The organism is Paenibacillus sp. 01T422, from assembly GCF_056398785.1.
In genome coordinates, this window is record NZ_JBFTQB010000030.1 from 1 (window position 1) to 15,271 (window position 15,271).

The window sequence follows — 15,271 nt, forward strand, 5'->3', positions numbered from 1 at the left end:
GAGCTTAGGCTCCGCGAGGCGGAGCTGCGTTCACTGCAAGCACAGATTAATCCCCATTTTCTGTACAATGTGCTGAGTGGGTTGCTGGGGCTTAATCGTCAGGGACGACAAGAAGAGATCGAAACGGTCATTCTTTCCCTAAGTCATATGATGCGCTATGTACTATCCAAGAAGGATAACATTTGTCTAAAACAGGAGCTTGATTTGTTGAAAAGCTATTGCGAGCTGCAGAAGATGCGCCTTGGGCGAAGGGGATTTTCGTATCGGATTGTATGCGCCCCCGAACTGGAAAACCTGTTAATCCCCAAACTGCTGCTGCAACCCTTAGTGGAGAATGCGTTCATACATGGCATTGAGCCTGTATTCCGCCCTTGTGAATTATCCGTAACAGCGAGTGTGGAAGTAGGTGAAGACGGCGAATGGATAGCGAAGTTACTTGTAGCCGATACAGGTAACGGATTTGCTGAGGAGGAGTCGCTAATGGGAAATCATATGGGGCTGCAGAATGTGAGTGATCGTTTGAAGCTGACTTTTGGTGKGGCGGCGTTTCACATCCGAAGTAAGCGGGGAGAAGGTACGGAAATTGAATTAACCATTCCGCTCCAAGTAACAAATATGCGACGAGAGGTGAAGGCATGAGAATAATCATCGCGGATGACGAGTATTGGGCGCAGGAGTATTTAATTGATATCATTAACCATTCTGACCCTACTTGGAGCATTGTCGGTGTGGCTTCCCAAGGCAAAGAGCTCGAGGAGATGGTGATGGAGCAAAGGCCCGATGTAGCGATCATTGATATTCATATGCCGGAAATGAGTGGTTTGCAGGCGTACCAAGCTTGTAAGGCAAGGTCACCAGAGACCCAGTGGATTATTCTTACCGGATATGAAGAGTTTCACTATGCGTTAGAAGCAATAAAACTCGGCGTGCGTGATTACTTAACTAAACCAGTGGAAGCGAGGAATTTAGAGCAAATTATTAGAAGGCTTGATGCGGAAAGAAAACTAATGATGGAGGGGATTCAGGAGCAGGTAGAGCTTTCTTTGAGGAATGCTTACTATGGGGGACAGTCTGATTCATGGACAGGAAGAAGTTCACTGGCAAACAACTGCGTCTATCAAATCGCAATCATTTACGCGGACAGTTTCTTGGAAAAGCAAATTCAAGAGCGTCTGATGCAGCAATTTGTTGCCAAAATACAGGCGCTTCTCCCAAGCAGAGAGGAGGGTCTCGAGTGGCACTGGATGTATGTGCTGCCCAGCGGTGATCTTTGTTCGGTTATGGTTCTCAAAAAAGATAGGAAGGAAAATGGACGGTATCGAAGCTATGCTTGCGAATTGGAGACAATGATTCGTCAGGCATCCAGATCAGAATGGGCCATCACGGTTATTACCCATGAGCAACCGCTCAGGTATTGCGAGCTTGGGCCATGGATGTATGAGGCTAGATCCCACTCTCCAATGCGCATGCTGCACGGGACCGGTCGGGTTTGGAGGCTGCAAGAAATGGCTGCTGCTCATCTGCCAGGATATGTCCATTTATTTGAGGTTGTTAATCGTCTTGTGAGCTATTATAAACATCATAAACTATCTGCCTACGTGGCTGAGTGCAATAGACTCCTAGACCTTCTGATTGAAACAAAGATGGATAGCGATCCAAGCTTGCAGCTTATAAAACAAGGTTTCTACGCTTATCTACAGCTGCATATTCCCGTTCAACTCCGCGTACATACCCCGGTTTTGACGATGATTAGTTCGCTCATTCAGCAGGGTTATATGACTATTGCAGCAGTGGGAGGGGAGGAAAAGAGAGATTTAATTGAGCGAGTGAGGCAATATATTGAGCAAAATTACATGAACAATCTCAGCATTTCTGGAATTGCTCAGGAGTTTTATATGTCTCCGAACTATTTAAGTACCCTGTTTCATCGCAAAGTCGGAACCCCCTTTCTCAAATATGTAACCAATATTCGTATACAGAAAGCGCAAAGTCTATTAACGGAAACCGATAAGCAAATTCAAGAGGTCGCCTACCTGGTAGGCTATTACAGCCAGAGTCATTTCATCAAAACATTTCGTGAATATACGGGCTATTACCCTTCCGACTATCCGGGGAGAAGCAGCAAGCGGACTTTAAAGAGAGAATATAACCGATATTGAGTAATTCTAATGGATGCGATACTTTCTCGAATGAATAACGAATGACGAATGACACGTTGAACGTTAAGATGAAAGCGCAATCATTTAAATGGGAATTCGCATTTTGCAGAAGAAAGGGGTTCGGATTCGTTGGAAAACCTAGAAAATATGATCCGTATTCAAATGGATTCTCGCCACTCCAGACAACGCTTGGAAGGGTGGGGGACATCCTTGGTTTGGTTCGCGCATAACATCGGAGGTTGGTCCGATTTCAATCGACAAAGGATTGCTGACCTCTTATTTTGCCCGGAAATTGGCCTAGGGCTGAACATTGTCAGGTACAACATTGGTGGCGGGGATCATCCAGAGCATCAGCATATGCGTCCGGGGGGAGACATTCCTGGCTTTCTTTCCGCCGAGGGTGTATGGGATTGGACCGCAGATGCTAATCAACGTTGGATGCTGCAAGCCGCTAAAGAAAGAGGAGCAGATCTGTTTGAAGCCTTCTCAAATTCGCCGCCTTATTGGATGACCAAGAGCGGATGCACGGCCGGCATGCCTGACGGGTCTGACAATTTGCGGGATGAATGCGATGAACTATTCGCTGATTATTTGACAGAAGTGGTTCGCATAGCGAATGACGAGTGGGGCATCGTCTTCCAGACTTTGAATCCGCTGAACGAGCCTAGCGAAACCTGGTGGAAGGAAGGAAATATTCAGGAGGGCTGCCGCTTCAGCAAGGAAAGGCAGGAGGAAATCATCGGTTTGGTACACCGCAAGCTGCAAGCAAAAAGCTTAGTTCATACGAGGATTAGCGCCCCTGACGAAAACTCAATCAATCAGGCACTTGAAACTTATTCCTCCTATAAGGATGAAACACGGGCGTTGATCTATCAATTGAATACGCATAGTTATGAAGGAGACCAGCGAATCGAACTCAAGCAGGCGGCCCAGCGGGATGGTAAGCGATTATGGATGTCTGAGTACTGCTCAGACGGCGGTGTGTCGCACGATCATGAAGCTATAGAGCCGGCTTTGATCCTTTCCGCACAAATTCTAGCCGATTCCCTGGGACTATCATGTACGGCGTGGATTTATTGGCAGGCTGTCGAGGATGAGGGGAATGCGGTTCAGGCGGATGGCAACTGGGGATTCATTCATGCCGACTTTTCGGGGGCAACGGAAGCTTTTCACTTGACTAAGAAATATTATGTGATGGCACAATATAGCAGGTTTTTCAGGCCTGGCTGCATGGTGCTGGACACCGGGAATTCCAACTTATTGGCAGCATGGGATCCGGAGAAGCAAGCCGTGGTTTTACTGGTTCATAACGCGAGTATGCAAACTGTTACCTATACATTTGATTTCGATTCATTTCCAATTAACGGAGCCCGCATTCAATCCTACCGCACCTCTGAATCCGAGAATTTAACTGCACTGGATGCTCTCAAGGCGGATAACAACTTATTACTCATGACAGCGCCTGAAAAATCCGTTACCACCTCTATAATTTATTGTTAAAAGCAAGAGTTGGGGACGTTATCCTCAACTCATTTTTTTTGAATCCCCAAAATGATCATTGGAAAAAGCCCAATTTCTATTTACTATCATAATAAACACATAAATTCTCCAATGTTTGGGTATTGATTCATGATTTGCTATAAGGAGGTAAGAGGAATTGAATTGGATGAAAGGGCTTCCTCGCGCTATTCAATTGGGGTTTTCCCGTGTTCGCGTCCAAATCTTAGTAGGAACACTTGTAACGATATGTACCATATTAATTTCTACAGGCCTGTTGTCCTACCACTCAATCTCTGAATTAATCCGAGAAAATACAGATCGATATGTTCAAAATGTCGTGGATCAATCCGTCAACAGTTTGGATGCTCTGCTTAGTCAAGTCGACATCTTATCCTTTCAAATTACGAATGATCAACGGATTCAAAATGCCCTTTTACAAAGAAAACAGGACGGCCAAATTCCCTTAGAAACCCGATTGCTTGTAAGAAAAATTCTGGATGAATACATGCTGAACAACACATTGATTACAACTTTGGAGTTGTATGCGGATGAGGAGGCTATTTTCCCCGTTTCTGGGCGGTCCTTGCAATCTCGCATCGGCACCGATTGGGTGCAGCGGGTTAACGACGCCGGAGGGAAGCTCATCTGGTCGGGGATCGACCCTAATAGTCCACAGCAGATTATGGCCATTCGCAAAATTATACTAGAACAAGATAGCTCCCGGAGCGGCGGATATGTGGTCGTCAAGGTTGAGAAGCGGGTATCAAGCCTCCTGACTTCCACGTTGTCTGGGATTGAGGGAGGGTCAGCATTTTTATTCAATCAGCTGGGCCAGGTCGTTGAATCGGGAGGCCGAACAGAGGGCTTGAAACCTCCCCTAATTTATGAGGCGCATAGCAGTCTTACTTTGGGTAAAGGGCACTTTCTGCCAGTACGGCAACACTCCAGGGTGACAGGCTGGGCCCTGGTTGTACTCGTTCCGTTAAACAAGATTTCGGAAGGTCTGCACATTTTGAAGAACGCCTTACTCATGTCCGGTTTGCTGGGGGTTCTGCTAGCTCTCGTCTTCACGCAGGCACTTTCATCTCTAGTCACACATCCCGTTCGTAAGCTTATGAAAGTTATGCGAAGTACACGTCAGGACATCCCCGTCAAAAATAGCGAAGTCTACTACACGCTGGAAATGAATGAGCTCAATCAAACCTATAACCGGATGGTGGACCGGATTGAGAACTTGGTGGAAACGGTATACGAGAAGGAACTGAAGAAAAGCCAAGCCGAGCTTCGTGCGCTGCAGGCGCAAATTAATCCACATTTTCTATATAACACACTAGAAGCCTTCTATTGGAACATCAAAGAGAAAGAAGACGAGGAGCTGGCGGAGAAAGTAATTGCCTTATCCAGCATCTTCCGCTACACCGTCAAAGGGAATACGGACAGAGAGGTTGTTGCCGTGGCGGAGGAAGTGAATCATGTTAACCAGTACATGCTCCTGATGCTTATGAGGATAGGCCACCGGGTGGCATGGAGAATGAATATTGATGATCAGGCGCTGGATGTGTCTATGCCCAAATTAATTCTGCAGCCGCTTGTTGAGAATGCAATCCATCATGGTATTGAAGGCGGGGAAGGTACAGGCTGTGTGACATTAACCATTACCATGGCTGAAGAAGAAGTACATATCATCGTTCATGATGATGGAAAAGGCATGAACCCTCATTACTTGGACCATGCAGCATCTGGGACCTCACGCACACAGGATGGGATCGCATTAGCCAATATCCACCGTCGACTGCAAATGATGTATGGGCAGGAATATGGCCTACATATCGAAAGCCAGCCTTCTCGAGGCACTGCTATTTTATTTCGTATACCAGTAGGAGGGGGATAAATGGAAGATTATAAACTATTAATTGTTGATGACGAGATGCCAACGCTCAAAGGGATTCATCGTGTTCTTAATAAATGGAGCCAAGGAAGGTATGAGATTCTGACTGCTGAGAACGGGGAAGAGGCGATGGAACTAATCAAGCTGCACGGGGATTCCATTCTTCTGATGGTGTCGGATATTCGAATGCCGAAGAGGGACGGTCTTTCTCTTTTGAAATGGATGAACCGAAAAGGCAGCAGGACTTTGACGATTCTGCTGACCGGACATGCAGAGTTTGAATATGCAAGGGAAGCGCTTCGAAATGGGGCATCCAACTATTTGCTCAAGCCTGTTTCGGAGAGTGTACTGCTTACCGAGGTTGAACAGACGTTACAACGAGTAGAGCAGGAACGTTCGGATCGCGCGAAAATTCAAATGGCAGATCAGCATCCTGAACTATTCAGGGATGAGCTAGTTGTCAGCAATCCTTTTATTCAAGAGGCTATTACCTATGTGAAGCTTCATCTGAACACGCCGCTAACCGCACTGAAGGTCGCAGATAACATTCATTTGAACAGCAGTTACTTCAGCGTTTTGTTTAAAGAGGAGACAGGTCTTACCTTTACGGATTTTATAACCAAGGAACGGTTTCGCAAAGCAAAGGAGCTTCTGCTCTGTACGGATTTGAAAATGTACGAGATTACGGAACAAATCGGCTATCAAACAGCCAGCCACTTCGTCAAAGTGTTCCAAGAGCAGGAAGGCGTGACCCCGAAGAAATTTAGAGAACGTTATAAATAGGTCCACGTAAGTGTAAAGCCCAATGATCGCGATATTTTTACAAATGAGGGAAGAATGAGTCGAACCCTATTTCTCTTTATAATGAAAGCGTAACCAAAAATATGAGGGATTGATCGGAGGGTCTATACATGAGATTTCCAAAATTGGTTGTCAGCTCGGTGATCGGGTTGACATTGGTGGCCACGGGGTGCTCAAGTAAGCCATCATCAAATGTGGATCAAACGGCTGCGGCATCGGCAACAGACGTGGGCAAATCTACTGAACATAAAAAAGAAAGCGTTACCATTACGATGAGCTACTGGGGTTCAGATTTTGACAAAACTAGAAATGAGAAGATCAAGGCTGAGTTCGTAAAGCTGCACCCAGAGATTGATGTTCAGTTAATCCAGATTAGCAATGAGGCATATAGCCAAAAGATGCTGGCTACGATGGCAAGCGGGGAGCCGTACGACGTCATCCAATTGGCGGAAGCCTTCTATGGTTTTGCTTCTAAGGGAACGTTGGAGGATCTCACGCCTTATATTCAAAGAGATAAGCTGGATTTAGACCAGTATTACAAAGCTGCGGTCGATGCTTACAGTTATAAGGGCAAAGTCATGGGGCTGCCCATGCGGATGGGTTCCATGATGTTGTTCTATAATAAATCGCTTTTTGATAAAGCGGGTGTTGCCTATCCTACCGACAACTGGAGCTATAACGACCTGTTGGATGCTGCCAAAAAAATCAGCAACCCGGCAAACGGTGTTTTCGGTCTGAATGCCCCGAATAGTTGGTGGGCCAATTATGGAGCTTTTATTAAACCTCGCGGCGGAAGTTTGTTAAGTCCAGATCGTACAGCCTTTACACTAGATTCCAAGGAGTCCATGGAAGGACTAACCTTCATGCAGAACTTGATCTGGAAAGATCATGTAGCCCCTCAGCCGAAAGAGGTTCCGCAAGGCGTTGACTTATGGAGCAGCGGCAAGTTAGGCATGATGATTGATGGCCCTTGGTGGGTACCGGATAGCCAAACGAAAATCAAAGATTTCGCATGGGACATCGCACTGCCGCCGAAAGACAAGGTATCTGCTGTTCCTCTATTCTCTAATGCTTTTCATATTACAAAAGCTTCAACGCACAAAGATGCGGCATGGGAAGTTCTCAAATTTTGGACGGGCAAAACGGGTCAAAGCATATTGGCTACTGAGCACGGGGATGTTCCGCCATTGAAAGAGATAGCCAATTCACCTGGCTACTTGGATCTGGGCGGCAAGGCGCCAGCTAACTTCAAAGCGTTGATTTCTGGAGCAGCGAATGCCTACTCACCAGAAGCTACCGTGAAATGGGATGAGATCAATAATGCGGTAGGCGTAGGACTGGATGCTGCTTTCAACCTGAATGAACCTTTGCAGAAGGTGATCCCGGGAGTGAAAGGAGAAGTCGAGAAGCTGCTGCAAGAAGGAAAGAAACTAGAGAAATAAGAGGTGTGGGGAGGAACTGTACATGGCACTAAAACAACGTTCGCATAGGATGGTGAATTCCAAGCAGGAAGGACGTAACTTCTGGTTATACACGTCTCCGTGGGTTATCGGGTTTGTAGGATTGACAGCCATTCCTTTCTTCTCATCGCTCCTTCTAAGCTTCACACAGTGGGATATTCTGACGCCATCCGAATGGGTAGGAATCGAGAATTATCAAGCACTGTTTAAGAACGGGGAGTTTTGGAATGTGCTTCGAAATACGCTCTACTATACGCTAGTGGGGGTACCGCTTCAAATTGTGATAGGTTTGTCGGTATCCTTGCTTTTGCTAAAAAAGATTCGAGGGATCTCCTTCTTTCGGACAGTCTTTTATCTCCCTTCCATCTTCGGTGGAGTGGCTGTATTGCTACTATGGAGCTTCATGCTCGCACCGGGGAACGGAGGAACGAATATGGGTTTCATTAATGGGGCTCTCCACTTTTTTGGTATTCATGGGCCGGGCTGGTCGCAAGACATACACTGGGCTAAACCTGCTGTTATCCTTGTAACTCTCTGGAGTGTTGGCAAAAGCATGATGATTTACCTGCCTGCCTTGTCGAGCGTCCCTCAGGACTTAATGGAGGCTGCGGAGATCGATGGAGCTAGTCGCGGGCGACGTTTCTTCCGGATTATGTTGCCTTTAATTACACCGGCTGTGTTTTTCCAAATGACAATAGGGATGATTGAAGCCTTCAAAATCTTCATAGAACCGATGATGATTCCTGGGGCTTTGAAGCAGTGGACGGACAGTATGATGATCTACCTGTTTAATAATGGCTTTAAATATTTTAAGATGGGCTACGCTTCGTCTATTGCATGGATCTTGTTTCTGTTCATCATGGTTTTTACCTTAGTTAACTTTTATGTTTCTAAAAAGTGGGTGCATTATGAATCGAAATAGCTCCTATAACTCTCTATCGCCCTCAACTTCTATATCCTCCGTACTTTCAAGAAAAGCGGGCCGGAAATACATGGTAGCGGTCATTCTCCAAACTGCTAAATACGGCTTGCTTATCGTGTGTGCCATTATGTTCCTGATGCCTTTGGTGTGGACATTCTTAAGTTCTTTCAAGCCTGCGGGGGAACTGTTCACCGTGCCGATTAGGCTTTTGCCCAGTGAATGGCATCTTAGAGGCTACATGAAGCTTCTGAATGTCATTCCCTTCCTGCGATATGTAGCGAATACAACGTTGGTTGTTGTGTTAAATATGATCGGTCAGATCGTAATTTCAACGACAGTCGCCTATGGATTTGCCCGTTTTCGTCACCCGCTTAACCCTGTCTTCTTCATGGTTATGATGTCAACGATGATGATTCCGGAGCAAGTCACGATGATTCCACAGTTTATTTTTTTCAAAAACCTGGGGTGGGCAGATACTTATATTCCCTTGGTCATCGGCTCTTTTTTTGGAGGGGCCTATAATATCTTCCTCCTCAGACAGTTCATTCTAACGTTACCCAAAGAACTGGATGAATCTGCGATGATGGACGGATGCTCCAGCTTCGGCATACTTGCGAGAATTATCGCTCCGCTGTGCAAACCGATCATTATCACAGTCGCTATTTTAACGTTCACCTACCATTGGAATGATTTCTTAACCCCGTTAATTTATTTAAGCAGTCCTGAAAAATATACGATGCAGGTTGGTATTTACTCCTTGTATGGTGGGCCGAACTCGGCAAAAAACGATTATAATATGCTGTTTGCAGCCTCTATTTTGGCGCTGCTTCCGATTTTGCTTATGTTTGCGTTGGGTCAGAAATACATCATGTCCGGGATCAAAATGTCAGGAGCTCTGAAAGGTTAAAAGGAGGTGAGCATTCATTCAGGCTCCAGCAAATCCTTATCTAACAAATTAAAAACAGGAAGGATGAAACATTAATGAAAAATACAAGTAGAAAGATCGCCGTATCCCTTACGGTTCTTGGGCTTCTTTCCAGTGGGTGGATTTCCGGAGTATCGTATGGGGCTACTACTGTAGCGGTGGATCCAAATACGCAATATCAGACCTGGGATGGCTGGGGGACGTCGTTGGCCTGGTGGAGCAATGTAGTGGGCGGATGGAACAACACGATGGAGGATGAAATCGTAGACAAAATCTTCAATCCTTCTACTGGATTAGGGTTTAATATGGTCCGATATAACATTGGCGGGGGAGAGAACCCGACACATAACCATATGGACGCTCGCCCTGGCGCGGAAATGCCTGGTTTTAAAGCGACGGAGGCGTCATCTTATAACTGGTCATCTGATGAAAATCAAATTAGCATATTAAGGGCAGCCAAGGCCAAAGGTGTGAATATCTTTGAGGCATTTGCCAATTCAGCGCCGTATTGGATGACCTACAATTACTGTTCGTCAGGCAACTTCTTTGGCGGAAATAATTTGCGGCCAGAGTACTATGACGACTTCGCTACYTACTTGGTGGATACACTTACGCATTTTAGAACAACAGAAAATATCACTTTCCAAACCGTAACCCCCTTAAATGAGCCCATTTCCACCTGGTGGACGGGGTCTGGGCTTGATGGTACGGGAGGGAACAACCAGGAGGGCATGCATCTTGATCTGGTGAATCAGCAGAAAATTGTGAGTCAACTGTACGATAAGTTGGGAACAAGCGGTGAGCTGTCGCATACCAAAATCAGCGGTCCTGAAGAGTACAACATCGACAATACCTACGATACTTTTAACCAATATGATATCCCGACGAAAGCGAAAATCGCACAAATCAACTCGCATAGCTACGGGACAAGGGCGAACGATTTGAAACTGAAAAATCTGGCAGCCCAGCAAGGGAAGAAAGTATGGATATCCGAGCTAGGCAACGATGGAGCGGGGGACCGTTTTAATATTGATGCCAGCATGAACTTATCGAATGCCATTTTGAAAGATGTGAAGGATCTGAAAGTAACCGGTTGGAATTATTGGCAAGCCGTTGAAGACGCCTCCGGGGATAACAATTATGGATTAATTAAAGCGAATTTCACAGGAACAAACGGTTACTTCGTGACAAAGAAATATTATGGCATGGGGAATTACAGCAAATACATCAAGCAAGGCTACAAGATTATACAAATTGATAACGGCAAATCCGTTGCAGCCTATGATGCGGCTAGTCAAAAACTAGTGATTGTCACAACGAACGATACGACATCGGCTCAGGACTTTACGTATGATTTGAGCGCTTTTGCAACCGTGGGAACGGGCCAGGCATTCCGGACGTCACAGTCCGAAGACCTTGCCTCGGTGGGCATTACAGTAGCGAATAGGCAATTTACTCACTCGGCAGCAGCTAGATCAGTGACAACCTATGTGATTAGTGGTGTGACTTATAATGCGACTTCCCAAGTATCGTTCAACCCAGCTTCTGACTATAAAATTATTAACCGCAACAGCGGCAAAGCACTGACCATTACTGGGACAGACAAAAATGCTGATGGGGCGCTGATTCAACAATTTGCCGATACGGGAGCGGCTTATCAGAGATGGCAAATTGCCGGTTTAGGCGGCGGCCAGTTTATTATTACGAACCGTCAAAGCACGGATTTCATGGATATCACTAGCGCTTCAAGTGCTGACGGAGCGACCAACATTCAATGGTCCAATAACGGCGGGACGAACCAACAATGGAAGATCGTTGATTTGGGAACAGGCTATTACAATATTATTAATCAGAATAGCGGCAAATATTTGGACATCTCAGGAGCATCCACGTCAGATGGCGCTCAAAGTGTGCAATGGGCATCCAACGGCGGCTTGAACCAACAATGGCAAATTGTCCAATCGGCTGCGACAGATACCCAAGCTCCAACTACACCATCCAGTGTTGCGGCAACAGCCGTATCGGATAGCCAAATCAATTTAAGCTGGACAGCTTCTACAGATAATGTTGGCGTTACGGGTTATAAAATTTATAGAAATGGCGTCGAAGTAGGTCAAACAACGACAACGGCGTTCAACGACATTATGCTGAACATGTCGACGGGGTACAGCTACACTGTTAAAGCGTTCGACTATGTGCAAAATCTATCATCAGCAAGCGGATCGGCTAGTGGAACCACGTTAGCGGGTGTCATCAGCGGAACATCTTATAAATTGGTAGCCAACCATAGTGGGAAGGTAGCCGGTGTATCTGGAAATTCGACAGCTAACGGTGCCGATATCCTGCAGTTAACGAGCAACGGTCAGAGCAGCCAGAGATGGACGATAACCGATTTGGGCAATGGCTATTTCAAAGTTATTAATCTGAGTAGCGGTAAATCCCTTGACATTAACGGGGCTTCGACTGCTGACGGTGCCAAATCCATACAGTGGGATTTCTCGGGTGGAAACAATCAGCAATGGCAAATCAAGGATACGGGAGGAGGCAATTTCAAAATTACGGCGCGTCATAGCTCGAAGGTGCTTGAGGTAAGCGGCCAGTCACAATCCGACAATGCGCAAATTGGGCAATGGGGAGATAACGGGGGAACGAATCAGCGTTGGCAGCTTGTACCGTAATATATGTTTGGAAAATAAGAATTTATATGTTTTTGGAGTAGCTCAAGGGTGGACTTTATTTAAGCTCAAGGGTGAAATAACAGCAATTCTACTGTTAAAAATGGCGCTGCGAGAGGTTTTTGTGGAATAAAAGGAGTTCCTCAAGCTAATTCAGCCATTACTGCCCCTTTATGAGAAAACTAGAGGGAATAGCGGAAGAATATCCATCTAATTCCATATAATTAGCTCATTTAAACAAATTAACCGTATTATTTCCACTTATCATGTATTCTGGGCAGTGCAATGCCTCATAGGTAGGCAGGGTTAAAAGACAATTGCTATATCTCATAGCAGGAACACATAAAGAGTGTCGGCGATTTGATCGCTGGCGCTTTTTTCATATGTAGTTTATACAATGTAATAACAGCGTTATATTTTATGACATTATTCAAGTGTTTCATAAGCGAGCATGATTGAAATTTCATAATAATGTGATTGTATGTAATGTTTTATAACATCATACTGTTGACACGTGATAGGTCACATCATATAATTTGAGTATAAAAACAGGATAAAGCAACTTTAATTTATTTAATGTAGTTGTTTTTGGTTGTTTTATTGAACGTTAGATGGGGGGAGCTTTAATAGAAGTCATCCAAAAAAATTGCAAATGATGCTTGTTTCAGTCGTTCTAACTCCCAATATTCCTCTTTACGATCAATCCGCCATCTTTACAAAATCACAACATGTATTTAACATTCCACGAATAAAGAACCAATAGAATACAATTAAATACTATATAAAAACAACTAAATAAAATGGTTTATTGTGTATTTTTATTGTTTTTATGTAAAAGGAGGCTAGTTTCCATCAGGTCAGTCAGACTTTTTCTTTGAACACATCTAGTGACAAAATCGAAGTTAGTAGAAGGAGGACTCATCATGTTAAATGCCAAGAAAGTGGTATCCGCATTTATGGCCTGTACGATCGCTTGCTCCGTTGTTTATTCAGCGGGAGCGGGTATTATCCCAGTCGCATTTGCGTCCACGGTTGACAAACCAGCACCTTCGGTACCGGCAGGCCGATATGAACAGCCTGTCAGCGTAATGCTTACTTCCTCAACACCGGGAGCAGACATCTATTATACGCTGGACGGCATGATGCCAGACGAAACTAGCCTCAAGTTTAATGGGACGCCGATTGTTCTTACAGAATCAGCTAATATTTCTGTTGTTGCCTTGAAAGATGGCGTCTGGAGTACCGCTGGAACGTACGGCTATATGATTAAGACATCCGAACAGCCGCTGCTGAAATTCGCAGCTATGTCTGACCTCCATATCGGTACGAACGATGAAGCTGTTAAAGCCAGTACAAGAGCACGGTATACAAGCAACTTTGATGTCATGTCTTCTATCTTCAAAMCAGATGCCATTGTGATCGGAGGCGATTTGATCAATGATAATGGCGATGGGAAGGGACCGGATCATGCTTTTGTTCACGAGGTTCTACAGGAGCAAATGGCACGAAAAGGCTGGGAGGACATGCCCGTACAGATTGCCATTGGTAACCATGACGCTAGTGTAGCTGACGTGAAAAACGGTTATCCCGATGAATGGTTCACGAGCCAGTCGAACGGGTATTACGAAAAAGCAATCAAGGGCTTTTCCTTCTTCTTTCTGAACGGGAACAACTATAACGGTGATACAGGTCAAAGAAACTGGTTAAAAGGAAGGCTTGCAGCACTGACAGCCGATCCGGCAAACCTTAACAAGCCGATTTTTATTACGTTACATCATCCGATTAGTGGTACGGTTATGGACGGACAGCAATCCACCAATGKGAACCTGTACACAGATTTACAGGATTACCCACAGGTCGTTGTTTTATCCGGTCACTCACATCTGAACATTAACGATGATCGTGCCATTTATCAGAAAGACTTCACAGCGGTCAACCTCGGATCCATGTCTTATGTGGAAACAGAGGGTGGATATGCGGCTGTCACACATGAAGGACTAATGGACAACCGTGACCAGTTCCCGGATAATCAATCCGAATTTATTGAGGTGTACAGCGATCGCATAGAGATTGAGCGAGTGGAATATAACGGCGATCCAGGCTCCATCATTAATGGAGGTGTATGGCAAGGCATCGGAAAAGAAGGAGCAGGTACCCCGCCTCCTTACTCCAGCGCTGGCGCTTTAGCAGGTAAGAAATGGGTTGTGAAACTACAAGGAAACTCCAACACAGAGATTAAAAGCAACTTCACCTACACAACAAGCAACCGCAACAAGATTGCTCCCCAATTTCCAGCCAACAATATTCTTCAAGTATTACCCGGAACGAATAATGTACCGGTACTTTCTTTCAGACAAGCCAAAGACGATCAGTCCATGCATCACTACGAAATTAAGTTGTATGACCAAAGAACGGCTGATGTGGTGAAATCATACAACGTGTTATCGGATTATTACTTTYCACCGATTCCAAACAAAATGAATATTCCAATGGCTGGCTTGGCTCCAGCAACCTCCTATGTCATTTCGGTAACAGCGGTGGATTCTTACGGCAATAAAAGCGCTCCTATGCAGACATCCTACCGGACGGATGGAACCGCACCTGGATCGACGCCGATTGACCCGACAACGATGTGGAACCAGCTCGTTGCGGATATGAAATTCAACGGCAACTTGAACGACACTGCTCCAGGAGCAACTGGTTTGGCTGCTCAAACCGGTACTGTCACCTTTGTCGAAGGCAAATCCGGACAAGCTGTTAATATTGCGGCCGGCAATGCTAACTATGTCGATCTTGGCGATAGATCCGACTTAAAGTTCGGAAGTGGGGATTTCACGCTTTCATTCTGGCATAAAGGTAATCTGGCAGCAGATCAGACGGTTCTCTCTAATAAAAACTGGACTTCCGGTGGAAATCTAGGCTGGTATGTTGGTCCTTCCAC

At 45.4% G+C, this 15,271-nt stretch carries 10 protein-coding genes; all 10 read left to right on the forward strand.

Going from position 1 to position 15,271, the window contains the following annotated elements; all coding sequences use genetic code 11:
* On the forward strand, positions 1–639 hold a 639-nt coding region (locus AC1DUA_RS03080), incomplete at its 5' end, for a sensor histidine kinase (RefSeq protein ID WP_477498339.1).
* Positions 636–2,159, forward strand: a complete 1,524-nt coding sequence (locus tag AC1DUA_RS03085) for a response regulator (protein ID WP_477498340.1) — start codon at positions 636–638, stop codon at positions 2,157–2,159. The genes AC1DUA_RS03080 and AC1DUA_RS03085, both read left to right, overlap by 4 nt.
* A gap of 129 nt (positions 2,160–2,288) precedes the next feature.
* The gene (locus AC1DUA_RS03090; protein WP_477498341.1) at positions 2,289–3,659 is read left to right on the forward strand and encodes a glycoside hydrolase family 30 protein; all 1,371 of its coding nucleotides are present in this window, start codon (positions 2,289–2,291) and stop codon (positions 3,657–3,659) included.
* 166 nt (positions 3,660–3,825) lie between these two features.
* Positions 3,826–5,550 (forward strand): cache domain-containing sensor histidine kinase, encoded by a 1,725-nt coding sequence (locus AC1DUA_RS03095; protein ID WP_477498348.1) that lies wholly within the window; start codon positions 3,826–3,828, stop codon positions 5,548–5,550.
* Positions 5,551–6,330: a response regulator transcription factor gene (locus AC1DUA_RS03100; RefSeq protein ID WP_477498342.1), complete on the forward strand. Its 780-nt coding sequence runs from the start codon at positions 5,551–5,553 to the stop codon at positions 6,328–6,330.
* A 128-nt stretch (positions 6,331–6,458) separates the two neighbouring features.
* Positions 6,459–7,790 (forward strand): ABC transporter substrate-binding protein, encoded by a 1,332-nt coding sequence (locus tag AC1DUA_RS03105; protein WP_477498343.1) that lies wholly within the window; start codon positions 6,459–6,461, stop codon positions 7,788–7,790.
* Between the two features lie 22 nt (positions 7,791–7,812).
* Entirely contained in the window at positions 7,813–8,730 is a 918-nt protein-coding gene (locus AC1DUA_RS03110; RefSeq protein WP_477498344.1) for a carbohydrate ABC transporter permease, read from the forward strand.
* A gap of 70 nt (positions 8,731–8,800) precedes the next feature.
* Positions 8,801–9,637: a carbohydrate ABC transporter permease gene (locus tag AC1DUA_RS03115; protein ID WP_477498345.1), complete on the forward strand. Its 837-nt coding sequence runs from the start codon at positions 8,801–8,803 to the stop codon at positions 9,635–9,637.
* 74 nt (positions 9,638–9,711) lie between these two features.
* Entirely contained in the window at positions 9,712–12,333 is a 2,622-nt protein-coding gene (locus tag AC1DUA_RS03120; protein ID WP_477498346.1) for an RICIN domain-containing protein, read from the forward strand.
* Between the two features lie 920 nt (positions 12,334–13,253).
* The coding region (locus AC1DUA_RS03125) for a chitobiase/beta-hexosaminidase C-terminal domain-containing protein (protein WP_477498347.1) at positions 13,254–15,271 on the forward strand (2,018 nt) is incomplete at its 3' end.

What these genes read in the sequence shown, in the direction of transcription:
- AC1DUA_RS03085 (WP_477498340.1), top strand. Translation starts at nt 636, where the DNA reads ATGAGAATAATCATCGCGGATGACGAGTATTGGGCGCAGGAGTATTTA.
- AC1DUA_RS03095 (WP_477498348.1), top strand. Translation starts at nt 3,826, where the DNA reads ATGAAAGGGCTTCCTCGCGCTATTCAATTGGGGTTTTCCCGTGTTCGC.
- AC1DUA_RS03100 (WP_477498342.1), top strand. Translation starts at nt 5,551, where the DNA reads ATGGAAGATTATAAACTATTAATTGTTGATGACGAGATGCCAACGCTC.
- AC1DUA_RS03105 (WP_477498343.1), top strand. Translation starts at nt 6,459, where the DNA reads ATGAGATTTCCAAAATTGGTTGTCAGCTCGGTGATCGGGTTGACATTG.
- AC1DUA_RS03110 (WP_477498344.1), top strand. Translation starts at nt 7,813, where the DNA reads ATGGCACTAAAACAACGTTCGCATAGGATGGTGAATTCCAAGCAGGAA.
- AC1DUA_RS03115 (WP_477498345.1), top strand. Translation starts at nt 8,801, where the DNA reads ATGGTAGCGGTCATTCTCCAAACTGCTAAATACGGCTTGCTTATCGTG.